Raw genomic sequence first — 20,682 nt, forward strand, 5'->3', positions numbered from 1 at the left:
ATGACGCGGTTCGTGCCTGCCTCGCTGACCGCACGGGTCGCGGCCGCGGTCGTGCTGCTGGTCGCGGTCGTGAGTGTGCTGATCAGTGTGCTGACGACCGCCGCCATCAGCTCGTACCTGACCAAGCAACTCGACACCAAGGTGATGGCGACGCATGGGCGGGCGCTCGGCGTGCTGACCAACGGCGGCGGGAACAAGCCGCCGCCGGACGTTCCGCACGGGCAGGACGCCGGCACGGTGACCGTCTACCGCAGTGCGTCGGATGCCGTCGGCAACGTGATCACAACCGCCGGCCAGGTCACCACCCTGTCCGACCAAGACCTCGCTGTCCTGGAGGCCGTACCCGCCGGCGGCACGAATGCGACCGTGGCCGTTCCCGGTCTGGGGCAGTACCGGGTGCACACTTCGCGGATCGGCGACGTCACGGTCATCACCGGGTTGCCGACCAAGGACATCGATGACACGGTCAACAGTCTGATCGGGTGGGAGGTGCTGTTCGGCGGCGTCGGCGTGCTGGCCGCGGGCGGTGCCGCAGTGTTCGTCGTACGACGGCAACTGCGGCCGCTGCGGCGAGTCGCGCAGACGGCTCGTGAGGTGGCGGGGTTGCCGCTGGACACCGGTGAGATCGGAGTGACGGCGCGGGTCCCGTCACGGCTGACGGACGAACGGACCGAGGTCGGTCAGGTCGCGGTCGCCTTGAACACGTTGCTGGGGCACATGGAGCGGTCGCTGGACGCGCGCCATCGGAGTGAGCTGCAGGTGCGGCAGTTCGTTGCCGATGCCTCCCATGAGCTTCGAACACCACTGACCACGATTCACGGGTATGCGCAGTTGAGTCTGCAGCGGCGTGATCCCGAGTTGTACACGCAGGCGATGGGCAAGGTGATGGTCGAGGCGACCCGGATGGCGGCGCTCGTGGAGGACCTCCTGTTGCTGGCTCGCCTCGATGCGGGCCGTCCGCTCGACCGTCGTCCGGTGGACCTCAGCCGGCTGGCGCACGACTCGATCGCCGACGCGCGGATCGTGGCGCCCGACCACGTGTGGCGGTCGAGCCTGCCGTCGGATCCCGTTGTCGTCATCGGCGACGAGCAACGCCTGCACCAGGTCGTCACCAACCTCCTCGGCAACGCCCGCCGTCACACTCCTCCGGGTACGACGGTCACAGTCGCCCTGACTTCGTCCGCCCACTCCGCCGTCCTCACCATCCACGACGACGGACCCGGCATCCCCACCGACCTGCAACCCACCGTCTTCCAGCGCTTCACCCGAGCCGACACCTCCCGCACCCGAGCCTCCGGCGGCGCCGGCCTAGGCCTCTCCCTCGCCCACTCCATCACCCAAGCCCACCAAGGCACGCTCATCCTCACCTCTCAGCCCGAGAGCACGACCTTCACTCTCGCACTGCCCCGCTGACGCTCGTCTACTTCAGGAGGCTCTCCACCAGCGGGCGCGCCTGGGCTGCCGGCCCGACGCTGCCGAGCGCCTGGACCGAGGCGTAGGCGCCCTCGAAGATCAGCGTGAGATGCGCGGCCAGCTGGTCCGGGTCATCGACCTCCAGGTCGTTGGCCAAGGCAACGAACTGGTCGCGGACCCACTCCTTCAACTGGATCGCCCGCTGGTGTCCGGCCAGCTTCTCGTCCGGGAACTCGGTCAGCACCATCAGGAACGGGCAGCCCCGGCAGATGTCGGGCTGGAGCATCGCGTTCTGCCCGGAGAAGAGCGCCAGCACCCGGTCGCGCGGATCGTCGCCACCGCGTTCGAGCGACGTACGGAACCACTCGCGGTACGCCTCGTAGGCACGGTCGACGTACGCCGCGACCAGATCGTCCTTGGACGCGAACAGGCGGTACAGCGTGGTCGGAGCGATGCCGGCCTCGGCCGCGATCCGGTCCACGCCGATCGCCCGGATCCCCTGCCAGTAGAACAGCTCGTGCGCGATCTCCAGCACGTGTGCACGGGTCTCGTCCGAGCTTCTGCGGGTCCTCATGAGAAAGAGGGTAGCAATGTTAGGGATCGTTCCCTTACATTGATGTTAGGGATCGTTCCGTTTCGAGGAGGGCCACGATATGAGCTTGCAGGGAAAGACGGCGTTGGTGACCGGTGGATCACGCGGGATCGGGCGGGCCGCGGCCGAGCGGCTGGCCGCGGACGGTGCGCGCGTCGGGGTGCATTACGGCACGAACGAGGCGGCGGCCAAGGAGACCGTGGAGGCGATCACCGCTGCCGGCGGAGACGCGTTCGCGGTCGGCGCGGAGTTCGGCACCGACGGCGACGTCGACACGTTGTACGACGGCCTGGTCGCCGGACTCGACGGCGCCGGTCTCGACATCCTGGTCAACAACGCCGCCGTCATCGACTACGCCGACAGCATCGACGGCATCACGCCCGAAGCGTTCGACCGGCTGATCGCGGTGAACGTCAAGGCGCCGCTCTTCGTCACCCAGCGGGTCCTGCCCCTGATGCCCGACGGCGGCCGCATCGTCAACGTGTCGTCGGGTGTCACCTGGTTCGCCCAGCCGGAGATCGGCTACGGCATGACCAAGGGAGCACTGAACGTCTTCACCCGCTCGCTCGCCCGGACCCTCGGCCCGCGCCAGATCACCGTGAACACGGTGTCTCCCGGCATCACCGAGACCGACATGAACGGCTGGCTGCAGGACCCGAACTCCGCCGCACTGGTGGCCGGCATGGTCGCCCTCGGGCGGCACGGTCAGTCCGCCGACCTCGCCGACGTGATCGCGTTCTTCGCGTCCGCCGACGCGCGCTGGGTCACCGGCCAGGTCCTCGAAGCCAACGGCGGGCTCTGGCTCGGCCCGAACGAGCGCTGACACCCGCTTCACCGGACCGCCAGACCATCACGATCACCAGCCAACTGCGGCGTCAGGCGGAGGAGACCTGCGCCGGCGGCGATTGTGATGGCCTGGCGGTTCTCGACCTCACCCGGCGCTTTCGACCGTCCGGATCGGGTGGAAGTAGGGCCGCGGCGACTCCAGCTGCCGATCCGTGGCCCGGTAGACATAGGTGAACAGCTCGCCGTCGCCCGCGGTGACCTGGATCGAGCGGCCGACGGCGTGGTTGCAGCCGAGGTTCTGCCTTATCGAATCTCCTGTTCCCGTGGATTCGTCCATGGCGCGCCGAGTTCGCTGAACACGGCGAGTTCGTCGGCGGCCCGATCCACCCACTTCTCCACGTCGAGCACGATCGGCCGCCGCTCGAGTCCCTCCCCCTCCCATCGGACCAGCGCGGCCGGGATCTCGACCGGCTCCTCCGCCACCCGTACCGCTTCGACCACGCGGGTGAATCCCCCGGTCGCGGCCAGCGGGACATACAGCGGTACGCCGGGATCCGCACGATGATCGAGCAGGTTCTCCAGCAGCCCGGCCCGGCCGTACGTCGTGTCGGTCGTGCCACTGGCGTCGGTGATCTCGAGCGTGTCCGTCGTGTACCGGAGCTCGGCGCGACCAGCGGACCCGTGCACGATCACGCGCGGCTCGAGATGTTCCGACGCGCACAGCGTCACCGCGATCAGGATCGTCGTACCGCGGCCCGTCACGATCCGGACCGTGGACGTGTCGTCGGACTCGATCGGGTTCGCGTGGAACAACTCCGTCTCGACGGACCGTACGTCGTCCACCCCGGTCGACCTGTCGAGCAACAACGCAGCCGCGGCCGCATGGGCCAGCGGGTTCGTCACCGCGCCGTCGACCACCGCAACACCGTCGAGCGTACGTCGACCGGCCCACCGCGCCCGCTGGAAGTACTGCGCCTTCCGCACCCACTTGCCAACGGCGCTGATCCCGCGGATCTCCCCAAGCCGCCCGTCGGCCACCATCGACGCCAACGTCAACGTGGCCTCAGATGCCTGAGCCTGAAAGCCGACCTGACAGGCCCGGCCCGTCTCAGCGACGACCGCGGACAACTTCTCGAACTCCGCCAGCGACGCCGTCGGAGGTTTCTCCAGCAGTACGTCGGCCCCGGCCCGCAACGCCGCCTCGGCCAGCGCAACGTGCGTCTGGATCGGCGTACTGATGACGACCACGTCGACCGCCGTCGACGCGAGCACCTCGTCCAGCCCGCCGAAGACCTCAACCCCTGCGGGCAGGTCCTCGGCCGGCCGAGGGTCGGCGACAGCGACGAGCTGCGCCTTCCCCTCAGCGGCCAGTCGTACGACGTTGCGGACGTGGGACGCCCCGTGGCCGTGGACACCTGCCACGGCCACGCGAGGCGTCATGGCCAATCAGTTGCCGTCAGCAACACTATTTGAGCTCCCCGTTGACCTCGTCGATGAACGCAGTCGCGGCCTTGTCGGGCGTGAGCCGGCCGAACAGTACCTCGGTGGTGTAGCGCTGGGTGATCTTCTCCACCTGACCACCACCGACCGGCGGCGCCGGCGACGGGTCGCCGAGCTCCTTGCCGATGTCCTGGATGAACTTCGACGAGGCCGCGTCGGCCGGCTGCAGCTTCGGGTCGACCGCCGCGCGGATCTCGGTGTTCGGCGGCACGCCGCGCTCGGCGAGCAGGATGTTGCCGGCTGCGGTGCTGTTGGCCAGGAAGTTGACGAACTCGGTCGCCTCCTTCTGGTGCTTCGACCGCGACGAGATCGACCAGAACATCGAGCCCTTGTAGTACGAGCCGTTGTCGGCCGCCGTACCGTCGGTGCTCGGGATGCGCAGCAGCTTGAGCTCGGTCCCGGCCGCCTTGCTGAACGCGACCAGCTGGTTGCTCCAGATGAAGCTCATGCCCAGCTTGCCGGTCGCCATCGCGGACTGGTCCAGCGGCGCGTTCATGTCCTGCGAGATGGACTCGGCCGACGGGATCGCCTTCGCGTCGCGCATCTTCAGCAGGTTCTTGTAGAAGTCGGTCACCTGACCGGCCGAGATGCCGAGCTTGCCGTCCTGGGTCCACAGCGACTCGCCGTGCTGGCGGGCCCACAGGTTCAGCGCGGCCTCGTTGGTACCGGGTGCACCGGTCCCGGACACCTTGCCGCCGGACTTGGCGGTGATCTCCGCGGCGATCCGGGTGTAGTCGTCCCAGGTCCACTTGGTGTCGTCGGGCAGGGCGACCCCGGCGGCCTTGAACACAGCCGGGTTGGCGACCACGGCGAACGAGTTGATCCCGGCGTTCAGCCCGTAGAGACCACCGTCGAACTCGCCGGCGCCGAGGGTGTCCTTCTCGAACTTGCCGGTGTCCAGGCCGTCGGCCTTCTTCAGGTCCTGCAGCGCGCCGCGGTCGGCATACTCACGCAGGTACTTCTCGTCCATCTGGATGATGTCCGGCGCGTCGTTGGCCGCGACGGTGGTGGCGAGCTTGTCCCAGTACCCGGACCATTCGCCGAACTCACCCTTGATCTTGATGTTCGGGTGGTCCTTCTGGAAGGCCTCGATGGCCTGCTGGGTCATCTTCTGCCGGGTGTCGCCGCCCCACCAGGTGAAGCGGAGTGTGACCTCGCCGTTGGCGGAGTCGCCACCGCCGCCACCGCCGGAGTCACCACCGCACGCGCTGGCGGCCAGCAGGGTGGAAGCGATCGCGACGGCGGCCAGGGCCCGCAGGCGCCGGCCCGCGGTGGGTGGGATGAGCGGCCTCATGATGTGTGCACCTTTCAGGGGGTTACTTGATGCCGGTGGTGGCGATGCCCTTGATCAGGAACCGCTGGCCGAGCAGGAATGCGAGGAAGACGGGAACGAGGGAGACGACGGACATCGCGAACATCGACCCCCAGTTCGTACTCGAGGTCGCGTCGACGAACGACCGCAGCGCGACCGGCACGGTGTACATCTTCGGATCGGTCAGGTAGATCAGCTGGCTGAAGAAGTCGTTCCAGGTCCAGATGAAGGTGAAGATCGCGGTGGTGGCCAGGGCCGGCGTCATCAGCGGCAGGATCACCCGCAGGAAGATCCCGGCCCGGCCGCAGCCGTCGATCCGGGCCGCCTCGTCCAGCTCGCGCGGGATGCCGCGGATGAACTGCACCATCAAGAAGACGAAGAACGCGTCGGTGGCCAGCAGCTTCGGCACCACCAGCGGCAGGAACGTGTTGATCCAGCCGGCCTGCGAGAACAAGATGTACTGCGGCACGATCACCACGTGGATCGGCAGCATGATGCTGACCAGCATGATCGCGAACCAGAACTTCTTGCCGTTGAAGTCGAGCCGGGCGAACGCGTACGCCGCCATCGAGCACGACACCAGGTTGCCGATGATCGCGCCGAGCACCACCGCCGCCGAGTTCAGCAGGTAGCGGGTGAACGGTTCGGCCAGGGCGTTCCAGCCGAGCCGGTAGTTGTCGATGTGCAGGTCCCTCACCAGGATCCCGGGCTCGCGGAAGATCTCGTTGCCCGGCCGCAGTGAGCTGACCACCATCCAGATCAACGGGTAGAGCATCACCAGGGCGGCCGCGGCCAGCGCGACGTGGATCAGCACCGGGCGGACCCGGGCCCAGCTCACACCGGTGGTCCGCCGCGCGGCGAGGCTGCTGCGGATCGTCTCAGTCGTCATAGAACACCCAGTACTTCGAGGCGAAGAAGTTCGCCGCGGTGAAGACTCCGATGATCACGAGCAGGAACCATGCCATCGCGGACGCATAGCCCATGTCGAAATTGCCGAAGCCCCGGTCGTAGAGGTAGAGCGTGAAGAACATGGTCGAGTCCGACGGCCCGCCGCTGCCCCCGGAGACCACGAAGGCCTGGGTGAACGACTGGAACGCGTGGATGATCTGCAGCACCAGGTTGAAGAAGATGATCGGGGTGAGCAGCGGCAGCGTGATGCTGAAGAACCGGCGCAGTACGCCGGCGCCGTCGACCGAGGCCGCCTCGTAGTACATCGTCGGGATCTGCCGCAGGCCGGCCAGGAAGATCACCATCGGCGACCCGAACGTCCACACATTCAGCACCACCAGCGTGCCGAGCGCCGTACTCGGGTCGGAGATCCAGCCCTTGCCGTCGATGCCGACCAGGGCGAGCAACTGGTTGAACAGGCCCTCGGTGCCGAACACCTGCCGCCACAAGACGGCGATCGCGACGCTCGAGCCGAGCAGCGACGGCAGGTAGAAGACCGAACGGTAGAACGCCATCCCGCGGACGCCGCGGTCGAGTACGACGGCGAGCAGCAAGGCGATCGCCAGTTGCAGCGGGACCGAGACGAACACGTAGGTGAAGGTCACCCGCAGCGAGTTGTGCAGCCGCTCGTCGGACAGCATCCGGGTGAAGTTCTCCAGCCCGATCCACTTCGGCGCCTGGATCAGGTTGTAGTCCGTGAACGACAGGTAGAGCGAGGCCAGCATCGGCCCGATGGTGATCAGGAACAGCCCGAGCAGCCACGGCGTCAGGAACAGGTACGCGGACAGGTTGTCCTTCTTCTTCACCTTCCCGGTCCAACGGTTCCGGTTCGGCTGCTGCCCGGCCACTTTCTTCCGCCGGAGGCTGCCGAGCTCACCCAGCGCACTCATACTTTCTTCCCTCCGGAAAGCTCCAGGCGGTTGCCGGAAAGCGTTTGCCTTGGCCGGTCAAGCTAGTACGAGAAACCGGTTTACGCAAGACCTCGGTGAGGGCCGGACTGACCGGATGCGGTCAGCTGCGAGCTCTTGACAGGACATACTCCCGAGGCAACAGTTCTGCGCAGCGGGAAACCGCTTTCCTGTATTCTCCGTGGAGGCCGCCCGATGCAGCGCCGTACCTTTCTCGCCGGTTCGCTGACCACTCTCACGGTCGGTGCACTGCACTCGACCACCCAGCACCCCACCGCCGCGGCGAACGCCGCAGGAGCCACCGTGGACGACGACTTCCTGACCGTTCTCACCAACGCCAACCAGAAGCAGATCCCGCTGGTGCTCGGCAACTACCAGAACGCCTCCGACAGCATCCGGACCGTGGCCCGGAAGGCGCGGCGCCTCATCTCCGGATACGTCTGGGGCCGGTCGTCGTACCACCATGACGCCTCGCTGCTGGCGCCGCTGCAGTGGCTGGTCGAGCAGTTGGCCGCGCGGCAGCACGACGACGGCCTGTACGACGTCGGCAACCTGCACTCACCGCCGGACAGCGCGTTCGCGATCCAGGACGTCTGCATGCTCTACGCCCTGCTCGACGCCGACGATCAGCCGGCCACGCTGCCGCACCGCACGATCCTCGAGCAGGTACTGCGGAAGGCCGGCCCGGCCCTGGCGAGCGGTGGGGTGCACACGCCCAACCACCGCTGGGAAGTCTCCGCCGCACTGGCGCGGACCCACCACCTGTTCCCGGACCGCCGGTACGCCGCCCGGATCGACGACTGGCTGGACGAGGGCGTCGACGCGACCCCGGAAGGCTTCTACAGCGAGCGGAGTTCGACGTACGCCGCCGAGGTGACCAATCCTTGTCTGCTGACGATCGCGTGGCTGCGGGACAAGCCCGAACTGCTCGGGTACGTCCGGCGCAACCTGGACTCGACGCTGTACCTGCTGGAGCCGAACGGGGAGGTCGACACCACCGCGTCGCGCCGGCAGGACCAAAAGGGGATCCGCGAGGTCTGGTGGTACCTGACGCAGTACCGCGAGCTCGCGCTGCACGACCGGGACGGACGGTTCGCGACCGTTGCCAAGAGCATCGAGCAGCGCGGGACCGGTGAGCTCGGCGACTTCCTCGCCGAGGTGCTCGAGCGGCCGGAGCTGGCCGCGGCCCTGCCTGCCGCCGAGCCCGTACCGACCGACTTCGCCCAGCACTTCCCGACCCAGGGGTCGGCCCGGATCCGGCGCGGCGATCGGACCGCGACCGTGTTCGGCGGGACCGACTTCCACGACCTTGCAGTGATCTCGTCCGGGCTGTCCACCAACCCGACCTTCTTCAAGCTCCGCCAAGGTGCCGCGATCCTCGACTCGGTCCGGTTGTCGCCACAGTTCTTCAGTACCGGCCATTTCCGCAGCGACGGACTGCGTCGTACGGGCGATCGCAGCTTCGAGCTCGCGGACGAGGTGAAGGTGCCGTACCACCTGCCGTTGCCCAAGCGGTACCGGCGCAAGGACGGGCTGTACGCGCTGACGCCGGACGGCCGGTTCTACGCGTCGATGGACTTCCCGCACCGGCCGAAGCAGTTCCGCACGCTCCGGACCGAGGTCACCGTCGTCGAGGTCGGCAACGGCTTCGACCTGACCTTCGATCTCGACGGCGACGAGACGTCGTACGCGATCGAGCTCTGTTTCCGGCCCGGCGGCACGCTGGCCGGCGTCGAGGCCTTGGATGCCCCAGGCAACTACCAGCTGGTGAGCGGCACCGGCAGCTACACCGTCGGCTCCGACCGGATCGAGTTCGGCCCTGGCTCGGGCGCCGCCCGGGTCGGCATGGACCCGGGCGAGCGCTACACCTACCTCGGCGGCAACCTGACCCCGGACGGCCTCCGCGTGTACCTCACCGGCCGCATCCCGACCCGTCAGGTGCTCAGCCTGCGGACCATCTAGGGATTGAAGTACGGATCGGACGCGAACCCGGCCAGCGAGCTCAACGCCGGGTTCGCGGCCGGTGTGTCGACCCGCCAGTGGTTGTCGGTGTCGTCGCCGTCGGTGTGGAAGTAGAGGAACGCCTTGAGCTGCGGGACGTTCATCATGCGGCAGTTCTTCATCACGCTCCCCGCTGAGCTCGAGGAAGCCGGTCGCGTGGACGGTCTCGGCCGCTTCGGCCTGTTCTGGCGGGTCTGCCTCCCGCTGGCCCGGCCGGCGATCGGCGCGGTCGCCATCTTCACCTTCCTGCACAGCTGGAACCTCTACCTGGAGCCGATCGTCTTCCTGTCCAGCAAGTCCAAGTTCACCATCCCGCAGGCGCTGACCCAGGACGTCGACGCGTACGGCGGCCCGATGTGGAACACCCAACTCGCCGCCGCCACCCTGTCGGCGCTGATCATCTTCGTGCTGGCGCAACGCCAGTTCGTCGAGGGCCTGGCCCAGACCGGCCTGAAGGGCTGATCGCCTGCGGCCCGTCCGCTTCTCCGCGCGTGAGGAGTGTGGTCTACTGCGCGAAAGGGGGTGCGGGCGGATGGCCACAGCACGAGAGTTGGGCGAGGTCGAGATCGCGAACACCTCGGGGCGGCCGGTGGTGATGTTCGTGCATGGGCTGTGGTTGCTGGCCGGGAGCTGGCAGCGATGGCGGGAGAAGTTCGAAGCGGCCGGGTACGCGACCGTGGCGCCAGGCTGGCCGGATGATCCGGAGAGCGTCGGCGAAGGGCGGGCGAATCCGGCGAGCTTCGCGGGGAAGTCGGTCGGGGCGGTCACGGAGTACTACGTGGACATGATCTCGCGGCTGGAGCGGCAGCCGGCGATCGTCGGACACTCGTTCGGCGGGCTGATCACGCAGAAGCTGGCCGGCATGGGTCTCGCGACTGTCTCGGTCCCGATCGACCCGGCACCAGGGCGAGGCATCCTGCCGTTGCCGCTGTCCGCGCTGCGGGCGTCCTTCCCGGCCCTGCGGAATCCCGCGAACCGGAAGAAGGCCGTGATGCTGACCTACGGCCAGTTCCGGTACGCCTTCGTCAACGCCGTACCAGAGGACGAGGCCCGGAAGCTGTACGACGAGTTCCCGGTGCCGGGGCCCGGGCTGCCGCTGTTCCAGGCAGCGGTCGCCAACTTCAACCCGGACAGCGAGACGGCGGTCGACCGAGCCAACCCGAACCGCGGCCCGATGAAGTTCCTCTCCGGCGAGCACGACCACACCGTCCCCTGGGCCATCACCAACGCGTCGTACCGCAAACAGCTCGTCAACCCGTCCATCACCGAAATCGAAGAAATCCCCACCCGCGGCCACTCCCTCGTCATCGACTCCGGCTGGGAACACGTCGCCGACACCGCGCTCGCCTTCATCCAGAAACACCACACCTAATTCGTTGCTCGAAGCAACATCTCGGAATCGACTGTCCATAGGAAGCTCGGCTGTGGATAACCTCGCGTCTGGGGATCCCTTGAGAACAAGGGGTTTTCGGAGTGCGAAACTGTCGGAGGGCCTGTCTAGAGTTCTTGGCATGGAGATCCTCGGCGAACGACCCGTCTGGTCGATGAGCGACAGTGAGAAGCTGTCGACTCTCGACGCAGTGGTCGCCGAGGTGGCTCGGCTGGAGACGATCAAGTGGCAGCTGATCGCCGGCCTCGACCAATCCGGGTACGCCAAGGACCTCGGCGCCGGTGACACCGCCCGCCTGCTGTCCCAGCGCTACCGCATCGACGCGACCGAAGCCCACCGGGACGTCCGCGTCGCCAGCCGGCTGACCAGGCACCCCGCCACCACGGCCGCTCTCCCTGACCCGGGCGTCCCCTTCGCCAACCTGACCACCGCCCATCCTGCAGCCAGTGAGACTGAGGCACTCAGCGACCCGGACGGCTCCACGGCTGGAGCCTGGCGCGTCCATCCCGCGCAGGCCGAGGCGATCATGTCGGTCATGGCCAGGGTGCCCTCAACGGTGCCTGCCGAGGACGTCGAGTTCGCCGAACGGCAACTGATCGGCCTGGCGGCCACCCACACGCCCTCCGAGCTACGCCGCGCGGGCAAGAAGATTCGCGACATCCTGGTGCCCTGGTGTTCGGGGACAACCTGTCGGCCGGAGCCATCCGCCGCTTGGCCTGCGATGCCGAGATCCTCCCGATCGTGCTCGGCTCCAAGTCGCAGCCCCTCGACGTCGGCACCAGCCAACGCCTCGTCACCCGACCGATGCGGCGCGCGCTGAACGCCCGCGACAAGGGTTGCGTCGTGTGCGGCGCGCCGCCGATCCAGTGCGAGGCCCATCATGTCGTCCCGTGGCTGGAGGGTGGTGTGACTGCCGTGTCGAACCTGGTACTGCTCTGCAAGCGCCACCACAACGACCTGCACTCCGGCCATTGGCACATCCGCATCATCGACGGCATAGTCCGCGTCACCCGCCCCGCCTGGACCGGCCCCACCGCGATCCCACCAGGCAGATACCGACCACCCGCCGCTCCCCCAACTCACCAACCCACAAGCTCAACCCCATGCGTCGACCCATGGAACGACGGCCCCGAGCCCGCCGTACACACGTCCACGCCACCTCCACCCACGTCCGGCGCGCCCCCACCCTTCAATCCGTGGGACAGCAACGCCTTCACAGCAGCCGAAGCCCAGCGCCCCGCCTGAACCATCACGCCTGATCCGTTGGTGATGCAGTTGCTGAGAGCAAGCACGCCAGACGTTTCACATGCCGCCCAGCGGAGACACGGGCAGGCCGGAGTGGGCGCGACGTGCGCGCGGGTGGACCTCGGTGGGTCAGTGGTGGTTCAGGAGGTGTACGGCTCCTGCTGCCCAGTAGGTGAGGATGGTGTCGGCGCCGGCTCGGCGGATGGAGGTCAGGGTCTCCAGGATTGCGCGGTCGCGGTCGATCCAGCCGTTGGCGGCTGCGGCCTCGACCATCGCGTATTCGCCGGAGATGTTGTACGCCGCGACCGGGACGTTCACGTGGTCGCGGACCTGGCGGATGATGTCGAGGTACGCCAGGGCCGGCTTCACCATCACGATGTCGGCGCCTTCGGCAATGTCGAGGTCGACCTCGCGGATCGCGTCGCGGGCGTTCGCGCTGTCCTGCTGGTACGTCTTCCGGTCGCCCTGCAGCGACGAGTCCACCGCCTCGCGGAACGGACCGAAGAACGCGGACGCGTACTTCACGGCGTACGCCAGGATGACCGTGTCCAGGTGACCGGCCGCGTCGAGCGCCGTACGGACCGCGCCGACCTGGCCGTCCATCATCCCGGACGGGCCGACCACGTGCGCGCCGGCGGAAGCCTGCGCGACGCCCATCTCCGCGTAGATCGACAGCGTCGCGTCGTTGTCCACGCGACCGGAGGAGTCGAGTACGCCGCAATGCCCGTGCGAGGTGAACTCGTCCAGGCACAGGTCCGACATCACCAGCAACGCGTCGCCGGCCTCCGAGACAGCGTCCCGGATCGCGACGTTGAGGATCCCGTCCGGATCCAACGAACCAGACCCGACCTCGTCCTTGACGGCAGGGATGCCGAACAGCATCACGCCGCCGAGTCCGAGCTGAGCCGCCTCGGCGATCGCCTTCCGCGCGGTGTCGCGGGTGTGCTGCACGACGCCCGGCATGGACTTGATCGCGATCGGCTCCCGGGCGCCTTCCCGGATGAACATCGGCAGGATCAGCTGCCGCGGCTCCAGCGTGGTCTCCGCGACCAGCCTGCGCACCGCCGCCGACGACCGAAGCCGCCGCGGCCTGACCTCCGGGAAACCACCAGACACGGACCTAGCTCTTCCTGCGTGAGCCCGAGCGCCGCTCGGACGGGCGGGTGACCGGTTCCCCGGCCTCGACCATGGTGTCACGCCGGTCCGCACCGAACCGGGCGAGGGCGTCGGCCAGCTCCTCGGCGGCCGGCGTCTCAGCCATCGCGTCGACCCGCAGGCCGTGCTCCTCGGCCGTCTTCAGCGTGGCCGGGCCGATGACCGCGATCACCGTGGACGCGTGCGGCTTGCCGGCGATGCCGACCAGGTTGCGCACCGTCGAGGAGGAGGTGAACACGACCGCGTCGAACTTGCCGGACTTGATCGCCTCGCGGGTCGGCGCGGGCGGCGGCGCGGCGCGGACGGTCCGGTACGCCGTCACGTCGTCGACCTCCCAGCCGAGATCGGTCAGGCCCGCGACCAGCGTCTCGGTGGCGATGTCCGCGCGCGGCAGGAACACCCGGTTGATCGGGTCCAGCACCTCGTCGAACGGCGGCCAGTCCTCGACCAGACCGGCGGCCGACTGCTCGCCGGACGGGACCAGGTCCGGACGGATGCCCCAGGCACCGATCGCCTCGGCGGTCTTGTCGCCGACCGCGGCGATCTTCAGCCCGGAGAACGCCCGCGCGTCCAGGCCGTACTCGTCGAACTTCTCCCGGACCGCCTTGACCGCGTTGACCGAGGTGAACGCGACCCACTCGTACCGGCCCTCGACCAGGCCGCGGATGGCCTTGTCCATCTGCTGCGGGTTGCGCGGCGGCTCGACCGAGATCGTCGGGACCTCTTCGGGCATCGCGCCGTAGCGGCGAAGCCGATCCATCAGCGGCCCGGCCTGGTCCTTGGTGCGCGGCACCAGGATCCGCCAGCCGAACAGCGGCTTGGTCTCGAACCAGGACAGCGCCTCGCGCTGCTCGACCACGGCACCGACGACGATCACGGCCTCGCCGGTCACCTTGGCCGCGCGCAGGTCAGCGACGATCGTCTCCAAGGTCCCGACCACACTGGTCTGTGCCGTCGTCGTCCCGCCGACGGTCACCGCGACCGGCGTGCTGCCGTCGAAGCCGGACTCGATCAGAGCGTTGGCGGTGTCCTTCAAAACGTCCACAGCGTTCAGCAGCACCAGCGTCTGCTTCGGGTTCAGCCGGCCCAGGTCGAGCTTGGCCTCGGCCAGGTCGAGCACGGTGACCTCGCGGTCACCCTTCATCGTCAGCGGGATGCCGGCGTACGTCGGAACGGCGCTGACCTCACTGACACCGGGGATGACGTTGAAGCCGATGCCGGCCTTCCTGCACGCGGACGCCTCCTCGGCTCCGCTGGAGAAGGTGAACGGGTCGCCGGTGAGCAGGCGGACCACGTTCGCCGAGGTCTTGGCCGTCTTCACCACCAGTCGGGCCCGGGCGGCGACCTTCAGCGCCCGGCTGCCCTCGGCGCCGGACCCGTCGATCACCTCGACGCCCGGCCGGCAGTACGCCAGGAACGCGTTGTGCTCGGGGCCCTCGACAACGACCGCGTCGGCGTTCGCCAGTACGTCGCGGCCGGCCAGGGTCAGCAAGGACGGGTCACCCGGCCCGACGCCGACGAACGTGACATGGCCGAGTGGTCTGGTCTGCTTGACCGTGCTGGTGGCGGCGGCCTTCGCCGGCACTTTCTGAGGTGTGCTGGATGCTGCGGTGGCCGCTGTCTTCGCGCTGCTCACGTCTGCCTTCGCCCTCGTCCTCGTCCTGCTCGTCTTGTGCGCCGTCTCATGGGCCCCCTTGTGGGCGGCCGTCGTTCCCCGTGCCGGTGTCATGTTCGCTCCAGCAACTCGTTCGCCAGCGCTTTGCCCAGGGCCACCGGATCGTCCACCGGCCCGTTCGCGGAGAGCCGCCGTACGCCGTCGTCCTGGCCGAGCGCGCCCCGCAGCCAGAGCTCGGGGCCGTCCTCACCCTCGACCACCTCGGCAAGTGCACCGACCGGAGCCGTGCAGCCTGCCTCGAGCGTGGCCAGCAGTTGCCGTTCCGCCGTGACCGCGGCCCGGGTGGCCGCATCGTCCAGCGGAGCCAGGGCGGCCAGCACCTCGGTGTCACCCGCCCGGCATTCGATGCCCAGGGCACCTTGTCCCGGTGCGGGCAGGACCTGGATCGGATCCAGGGTCTCGGTCACCTCGGCGAGCCGTCCCAACCGGGACAACCCTGCCCTCGCGAGGACCACCGCGTCCAATTTGCCGTCGGTGACCATCCCGATCCGGGTGTCCACGTTGCCGCGGATCCCGGTGCATTCGATGCCGAGGCCGAGCGCATCGAGCTGCGCCACCCGGCGAGCCGCGCCGGTGCCGACGAGCGCACCCGATGGCAGCTCTCCCAGGGTGAGCCCGTCGCGGGCGACCAGCACGTCGCGCGGGTCCTCGCGGACCGGGATCGCACCCATGGCCAGACCCTCGAGTGGTTGGGTCGGCAGATCCTTCAACGAGTGCACGGCGATGTCGATCTCGTCGGCCAGCAAGGCGTCGCGCAGTGCGCTGACGAAGATGCCGGTCCCGCCGATCTGCTCCACCGGCGCCCTGTTGACGTCCCCGGTCGTGACGATCGGCACCAGCTCGACCTCGTGGCCGAGCTCGCGCAGCCAGTCGGCGACCATGGTTGCCTGTACGGTCGCCAGCGCGGACCGCCGGGTGCCGAGCCTGATCATGCGTGCTCACCTCCGGGCGCCTTCGGCGTGGTCACCGCGTCGACCGTCGCCTGATCGAGGGCGAAGAGTTCGCGCAGTGCGTTCGCGTACGTCGGCCCGCCCGGATCAGCGGCGAGCTCTTTCACCCGAACCGTCGGGTTGTGCAGCACCTTGTCGACCACGCGGCGGATCGTCCGGGTGACCTCTTCCCGCTGGACGTCGTCCAGGCCGGGCAGCCTGCGCTCCAGCCGGGCCAGCTCGGAGTCGACCAGCTCGGTCGCCATCGCCCGCAGCGCGACGACCGTCGGCGCGACCGACGCGGCCCGCCGGGTCGCCTCGAACGCCCCGGTCTCCTCGCTGACGATCCGGCGTACCTCGTCGATGTCGGCCTCACTGCCGCCGGACGTCCCTGCGATGTCGGCGAGGGTGACCAGCGTGACGCCCGGGATGCGCGCGGCCTCAGGAGCCACGTCTCGCGGCAGAGCGACGTCCAGTACGCCGAACGGCTGCCCGTCCGTCGCGTTCCGGATCATCTCCTCGGTCAGTACGACGCCCCGCGCACCGGTGCAGGACACGACCAGCTCGGCCTCGGCCAGCGCGTCGGGCACGTTCGCGAGCTGGATCGCCGTACCGCCAACCCGCTCGGCCAGCGCGACCGCGCGGTCGTAGTTGCGGTTGGCAATGGTCACGCTCTTCGCGCCGCCGTTGAGCAGCGTCTGCGCGGCCAGCGAGGCCATCGAGCCGGCGCCGACGACGAGCGCGCGGCGGCCTTCGAACCCGCCGAGAGCTTCCAGCCCGGCCGACACGACCGAGCGCCCGGCCGAGTCGATGCCGGTCTCGGCGTGCGCCCGCTTGCCGACCCGCAACGCGTGCTGGAGCAGGGCGTTCAGGTCGGTGCCGATGGTCTCCAGGTCCTGGCCGACGCGCAGCGTTTCCTTCACCTGGCCGAGGATCTGGCTCTCGCCGACGACCATCGAGTCCAGCCCGACCGCGACCTGGAACAGGTGTGCGACGGCACCTTCCTCGAAGTGCACGTAGAGGTGCTCGGCCAGATCCAGCAGCGGTACGCCGGTGACGTCGGACAGGATCGCGGTGACCTCGTCCATACCCGCGTGGAAGCGGTCGACGGTCGCGTAGACCTCGGTCCGGTTGCAGGTGGCGATCACCGCGGACTCGGCGACGGCCGGAGTGTTCTTGACCGCCAGGGCCAGCTTGGTCGCCGCGTCCGGATCGAGCGCCACGCGCTCGAGGACGTTGATGTCAGCTGAGCGGTGGCTGATACCGACGACCAAGTAGCTCATGCTCCGACACCTCCGCCCACGCTCGGCAGATCCGTCAGACCGTTCATCGCTGGTAGCTCGGGCACCTGGGGGAGCGCCGCCTCTCCGGACTTTCGTTGTTCGTGGTACGCCAGGATCTGCAACTCGATCGAGAGGTCCACCTTGCGGATGTCGACACCGGTGGGCACGGACAGCACCACCGGCGCGAAGTTCAGGATGCTGGTCACCCCGGCGGCGACCAACCGGTCGCACACCCCCTGGGCCGGACCGGCGGGAGTGGTGATGACGCCGATCGAGACCCGGTCGGCCTTGACGATGTCCTCCAGCTCGGCGAAGTCGCGGACCTCCATGTCGCCGATCCGCTCGCCGATCAGGTTCGGGTCGGCGTCCAGCAGCGCCACGATCCGGAACCCGCGGGTGCCGAAACCGGAGTAGTTCGCCAGCGCGTGGCCCAGGTTTCCGATCCCGACGATGACGACGGCCCAGTCCTGGGTGACACCGATCTCACGGGCGATCTGGTACCGCAGGTACTCGACGTCGTACCCGACGCCGCGGGTGCCGTACGAGCCCAGGTAGGACAGGTCCTTGCGCAGCTTGGCCGAGTTGACTCCGGCGGCGGTGGCCAGGTCCTCACTCGAGGCGGTCGCGATCCCGCTGTCCGACAGTGCGGTCAGGGCCCGCAGGTAGACCGGCAAGCGCGCGACAGTCGCCTCGGGGATACCGCGTTCGGTTCTCGTCGGCGGGCCCGGTCGACGGCTGCTGGCACGCGTCACAATTCTCCTGGGAACGGTTGCTCGGCCGCGGTCTGACGGCCGACGGCCCGTTCCTTACTCTAGGAGCTTGTGAACGTGAGAACAAAATCGGCGAGAGTGACCCAGCGCACTACGCCGTCAGGGCCTTGCGGAGGCGGGCCGGGTCGACGCGCCAGAAGTCGTGCTGCTTGCCGTCCACGAACGTGACCGGGATCTGTTCGCCGTACTCCGTGAACAGCCGCTCGTCCTGGGTGATGTCGACCTCGGTCCACTCCACCCCGAGCTCGGCACAGACCGCGCGGACGATCTCCCGGGCGTCGTCACACAGGTGACAGCCGGGCTTCCCGTACAGCGTGACCCTGCTCATCGGTCCGCCTCCCGGAGCCGGCCCTTGGCGACCTTGCCGGTGACCGAGTGCGGCAGATGGTCGACCACCTCGATCTCCACCGGGCACTTGAACCTGGCCAGCCGCGTGCCGGCGTACTCCCGGACGTCGGCGGTGTCGACGGTCGCGCCGGCCTGCGGTACGACGAACGCCTTCACCGCTTCGCCGGTCTCCTCGGACGGTACGCCGATGACCGCGGCCTCACGGACCCCGGGCGCACCGACCAGCACCTCTTCGACCTCGCTCGGGAAGACGTTGAAGCCGGACACGATGATCAACTCGCGGAGCCGGTCGACCAGGAACAGGTCGCCGTCGGCATCCAGGAAACCGACGTCGCCGGTGCGGTACCACCCGTCGCGGTCCGGGCCTTCGGCACCGTCCGGCCAGTAGCCGGAGAACAGGTTGCCGCCGCGGATCACGATCTCGCCGGGGTCGTCGCCCTCGACGTCCTCGCCCTGCTCGTCGGCGATCCGGAGCTCGACGTTCGGCAGCGGACGGCCGACCGAGCCGGGCTTCGGCTCGCTCTCCCCCAGCGTGGTGGTGACACCGGGCGAAGCCTCGGTCAGGCCGTAGCCCTGGTGCACGAACTTGCCGGTCTCTCGCTCGAACCGGTCCGCCATCTCGCGGTCGAGGGTGGACGCGCCGGTCAGCACGACCTTGATCGTCTTCAGGGCGTCCCGCAGGTCCGATCGGGCCAGCAGGGCATTCAGCGCCGGCGGCGCGAGTGGCAGCCGCGTCACGCCGTACTTGCCGATCAGGTCGAGCGTGTGAGCAGAGTCGAACCGCTGGTCGATCACGAGAGCGGCGCCGGTGGCGACGGCCCAGCCCAGTACGGCGTTCAGCCCGAACGCGTGGAACATCGGCAGGACCCCGAGGACGACGTCCTCCGGGCCCATCCGGTCCTCGCCGAGCTCGGAAAGATTCTTGACGTTCGCAGCCAGTGCCCGATGGCTGAGCATCGCCGCCCGCGGATCGCCACTGGTTCCGGACGTGTACAGCAGGACCGCGAGTGTCTCAGGGTCGATCGACGGAAGTAACGGAGCGTCACCCTGGAGCGCGCCCGGACGGACCGTCCGGACCCCCTCGCCGACCTTCGCCGCAAGATCCCCGTCGGTGACCGCGAGACGGGCTCCGGAGTGCTTCAGGACGGCCGCGATCTCGGGCTCGGTCAACCCGGTGTTCAGCGGTACGGCGACCAGCCCGGCGCGGAGAATCCCCAGGTAGGACGTGACGAACTCGATGCTGTTGGCCATCAGCAGGACGACCCGGTAGCCGGGCACCAGGCCGGCCGCGGCGAACCCCTGCGCGGTCGCGCCGACGATCTCGTCGAGTTCGCGCCAGGTCAGCCGCCGGTCGCCGTCGACCAGCGCCAGACGTTCACCGTGACGTTGCGCTGTGTCACGAAGAATGTCAGCGAAATTGAAGTTCACCAGGCGAGTCTGCCATGTCGCCGGTGCGTGCTTCCGGCACGGTTGGGGCGTTCGGCTCGCTCAGATCGGTTGCAGCAGAGCGTGACGGGCGATATACAGGTGAACTCGTGGGCGAGCTTCTGCTGAACCTCACACTGCAGAAACCGTCCGGCCGGGGTTCCTATGCGCAATTACCCCCGGCAGCAGGCTGCGCCGTTGTCCGGTGCCGGCCCGCTGGCGCATTCGTGACGACTCGGACCGGACGGAAGGCGGCACGCCTCAGGCTGTTGACAGCGAGTGCTTAAGGCATAACGCTCGGTGCTGTCTCAGCCGCTGTGGCCATTCGCGGATGTGTCAGACGACGTGTCAGTTGAACGGGGAGAAATCTTGACGACGCCGGAGCCAAGCCCGGACGGGATGAGACGTGCGGAGCTCGTCGATCGCGCCCAGGCCGGGGACGTCGGTGCCTTCGGTGAGCTGTACGACGAGTACTCGCTCACCGTCTATCGCTACATCTACGCACGGGTGTCGTCCTCGGCACTCGCCGAGGACCTGACCAGCGAGACGTTCGTCCGGGCGCTTCGCGCACTGGACTCGTTCCGCTGGCAGGGCCGGGACTTCGGCGCCTGGCTGGTGACGATCGCCCGGAACCTGATCACCGACCACTACAAGTCCGGCCGGGTCCGGCTCGAGGTGGTCACGGACGAGATCGAGACGCACGACCGGCAGACCGAGGGGCCGGAGGTCGACGTACTGGCCGCCGCCACCGCCGAGGTCCTGCGGGACGCCGTCGCGGCCTTGCCCGAGGAGCAACGCGACTGCCTGACGATGCGATTCTTCGCCGGATTGTCGATCGCGGAAACGGCCAAGGCGCTGGAGAAGTCCGAAGGCGCCGTCAAGCAACTGCAACTGAGGGCCGTACGGCACTTGGCGAAGGTTATCCCCAAGGACTTGAGGTGAGGAGGATGACAACGAATGTCTTTCGTAACCCGTCAGCGAGTTTCCTCGTTCTCCTTCGTG

The 20,682-nt window shown here is 68.5% G+C and carries 22 protein-coding genes; 8 read left to right on the forward strand and 14 right to left on the reverse strand.

Going from position 1 to position 20,682, the window contains the following annotated elements; translation table 11 throughout:
- Positions 1-1,413 (forward strand): sensor histidine kinase, encoded by a 1,413-nt coding sequence (locus tag ACIBG5_RS17495; RefSeq protein WP_396392525.1) that lies wholly within the window; start codon positions 1-3, stop codon positions 1,411-1,413.
- 7 nt (positions 1,414-1,420) lie between these two features.
- Here the strand turns inward: ACIBG5_RS17495 and ACIBG5_RS17500 are convergent, their stop codons facing one another.
- Positions 1,421-1,987 (reverse strand): TetR/AcrR family transcriptional regulator, encoded by a 567-nt coding sequence (locus ACIBG5_RS17500; RefSeq protein ID WP_396392526.1) that lies wholly within the window; start codon positions 1,985-1,987, stop codon positions 1,421-1,423.
- Between the two features lie 79 nt (positions 1,988-2,066).
- On the opposite strand from ACIBG5_RS17500, the gene ACIBG5_RS17505 reads away from it, so the two are divergent.
- Positions 2,067-2,828: an SDR family oxidoreductase gene (locus ACIBG5_RS17505; protein ID WP_396392527.1), complete on the forward strand. Its 762-nt coding sequence runs from the start codon at positions 2,067-2,069 to the stop codon at positions 2,826-2,828.
- 108 nt (positions 2,829-2,936) lie between these two features.
- Here ACIBG5_RS17505 and ACIBG5_RS17510 read toward each other — a convergent pair whose 3' ends face one another.
- The 5 genes from ACIBG5_RS17510 to ACIBG5_RS17530 are packed head-to-tail and all read right to left on the reverse strand — an operon-like array spanning position 2,937 to position 7,441.
- A complete protein-coding gene (locus tag ACIBG5_RS17510; protein WP_396392528.1) occupies positions 2,937-3,128 on the reverse strand; it encodes a DUF6807 family protein in 192 nt (63 codons plus the stop codon).
- Entirely contained in the window at positions 3,095-4,231 is a 1,137-nt protein-coding gene (locus tag ACIBG5_RS17515) for a Gfo/Idh/MocA family protein (RefSeq protein WP_396392529.1), read from the reverse strand. Before ACIBG5_RS17515 ends, ACIBG5_RS17510 begins: the two co-directional genes overlap by 34 nt.
- Before the next feature lie 25 nt (positions 4,232-4,256).
- Positions 4,257-5,585 carry an ABC transporter substrate-binding protein gene (locus ACIBG5_RS17520; RefSeq protein ID WP_396392531.1) on the reverse strand — a complete coding sequence of 443 codons (1,329 nt, stop codon included), beginning with the start codon at positions 5,583-5,585 and terminating at the stop codon, positions 4,257-4,259.
- A 22-nt stretch (positions 5,586-5,607) separates the two neighbouring features.
- Entirely contained in the window at positions 5,608-6,492 is an 885-nt protein-coding gene (locus ACIBG5_RS17525; protein WP_396392532.1) for a carbohydrate ABC transporter permease, read from the reverse strand.
- A complete protein-coding gene (locus tag ACIBG5_RS17530; RefSeq protein WP_360449627.1) occupies positions 6,482-7,441 on the reverse strand; it encodes a sugar ABC transporter permease in 960 nt (319 codons plus the stop codon). Before ACIBG5_RS17530 ends, ACIBG5_RS17525 begins: the two co-directional genes overlap by 11 nt.
- A gap of 213 nt (positions 7,442-7,654) precedes the next feature.
- On the opposite strand from ACIBG5_RS17530, the gene ACIBG5_RS17535 reads away from it, so the two are divergent.
- On the forward strand, positions 7,655-9,421 hold the full coding sequence (locus ACIBG5_RS17535; RefSeq protein ID WP_396392533.1) for a hypothetical protein: 1,767 nt from the start codon (positions 7,655-7,657) through the stop codon (positions 9,419-9,421).
- Here the strand turns inward: ACIBG5_RS17535 and ACIBG5_RS17540 are convergent.
- Positions 9,418-9,567, reverse strand: a complete 150-nt coding sequence (locus ACIBG5_RS17540; protein ID WP_396392534.1) for a hypothetical protein — start codon at positions 9,565-9,567, stop codon at positions 9,418-9,420. The genes ACIBG5_RS17535 and ACIBG5_RS17540 overlap by 4 nt on opposite strands.
- On the opposite strand from ACIBG5_RS17540, the gene ACIBG5_RS17545 reads away from it, so the two are divergent.
- The 4 genes from ACIBG5_RS17545 to ACIBG5_RS17560 all read left to right on the forward strand — a co-directional run bounded on the left by ACIBG5_RS17545 (position 9,566) and on the right by ACIBG5_RS17560 (position 12,095).
- Entirely contained in the window at positions 9,566-9,922 is a 357-nt protein-coding gene (locus ACIBG5_RS17545; protein WP_396392535.1) for a carbohydrate ABC transporter permease, read from the forward strand. The two genes, ACIBG5_RS17540 and ACIBG5_RS17545, sit on opposite strands and share 2 nt — an antisense overlap.
- A 70-nt stretch (positions 9,923-9,992) precedes the next feature.
- Positions 9,993-10,832: an alpha/beta hydrolase gene (locus ACIBG5_RS17550; RefSeq protein WP_396392536.1), complete on the forward strand. Its 840-nt coding sequence runs from the start codon at positions 9,993-9,995 to the stop codon at positions 10,830-10,832.
- 139 nt (positions 10,833-10,971) lie between these two features.
- Positions 10,972-11,670: a DUF222 domain-containing protein gene (locus ACIBG5_RS17555; RefSeq protein ID WP_396392537.1), complete on the forward strand. Its 699-nt coding sequence runs from the start codon at positions 10,972-10,974 to the stop codon at positions 11,668-11,670.
- A complete protein-coding gene (locus ACIBG5_RS17560; RefSeq protein ID WP_396392538.1) occupies positions 11,562-12,095 on the forward strand; it encodes an HNH endonuclease signature motif containing protein in 534 nt (177 codons plus the stop codon). Before ACIBG5_RS17555 ends, ACIBG5_RS17560 begins: the two co-directional genes overlap by 109 nt.
- Before the next feature lie 129 nt (positions 12,096-12,224).
- On the opposite strand, the gene hemB is transcribed toward ACIBG5_RS17560, so the two are convergent.
- The 7 genes from hemB to ACIBG5_RS17595 all read right to left on the reverse strand — a co-directional run bounded on the left by hemB (position 12,225) and on the right by ACIBG5_RS17595 (position 19,683).
- Positions 12,225-13,211 carry a porphobilinogen synthase gene (gene hemB, locus ACIBG5_RS17565; protein WP_396392539.1) on the reverse strand — a complete coding sequence of 329 codons (987 nt, stop codon included), beginning with the start codon at positions 13,209-13,211 and terminating at the stop codon, positions 12,225-12,227.
- 4 nt (positions 13,212-13,215) lie between these two features.
- Positions 13,216-14,886, reverse strand: a complete 1,671-nt coding sequence (locus tag ACIBG5_RS17570; protein ID WP_396392540.1) for a uroporphyrinogen-III synthase — start codon at positions 14,884-14,886, stop codon at positions 13,216-13,218.
- A gap of 89 nt (positions 14,887-14,975) precedes the next feature.
- Entirely contained in the window at positions 14,976-15,857 is an 882-nt protein-coding gene (gene hemC, locus ACIBG5_RS17575) for a hydroxymethylbilane synthase (RefSeq protein ID WP_396392541.1), read from the reverse strand.
- Entirely contained in the window at positions 15,854-17,137 is a 1,284-nt protein-coding gene (locus tag ACIBG5_RS17580) for a glutamyl-tRNA reductase (RefSeq protein WP_396392542.1), read from the reverse strand. Before ACIBG5_RS17580 ends, hemC begins: the two co-directional genes overlap by 4 nt.
- Positions 17,134-17,889, reverse strand: coding sequence for a redox-sensing transcriptional repressor Rex (locus ACIBG5_RS17585; RefSeq protein ID WP_131360150.1), 756 nt, complete (start codon positions 17,887-17,889; stop codon positions 17,134-17,136). Before ACIBG5_RS17585 ends, ACIBG5_RS17580 begins: the two co-directional genes overlap by 4 nt.
- A gap of 109 nt (positions 17,890-17,998) precedes the next feature.
- A complete protein-coding gene (locus ACIBG5_RS17590; RefSeq protein ID WP_396392543.1) occupies positions 17,999-18,235 on the reverse strand; it encodes a glutaredoxin family protein in 237 nt (78 codons plus the stop codon).
- Positions 18,232-19,683 (reverse strand): class I adenylate-forming enzyme family protein, encoded by a 1,452-nt coding sequence (locus ACIBG5_RS17595; protein ID WP_396392545.1) that lies wholly within the window; start codon positions 19,681-19,683, stop codon positions 18,232-18,234. The genes ACIBG5_RS17590 and ACIBG5_RS17595 overlap by 4 nt, the downstream gene beginning before the upstream one ends.
- Before the next feature lie 366 nt (positions 19,684-20,049).
- Between ACIBG5_RS17595 and ACIBG5_RS17600 the strand changes: the two genes are divergently transcribed.
- Positions 20,050-20,622 carry a sigma-70 family RNA polymerase sigma factor gene (locus ACIBG5_RS17600; RefSeq protein WP_238162892.1) on the forward strand — a complete coding sequence of 191 codons (573 nt, stop codon included), beginning with the start codon at positions 20,050-20,052 and terminating at the stop codon, positions 20,620-20,622.
- The last annotated feature ends 60 nt before the right edge of the window (positions 20,623-20,682 follow it).

Source organism: Kribbella sp. NPDC050241 (assembly GCF_044459685.1).
Classification (GTDB): Bacteria; Actinomycetota; Actinomycetes; order Propionibacteriales; family Kribbellaceae; genus Kribbella.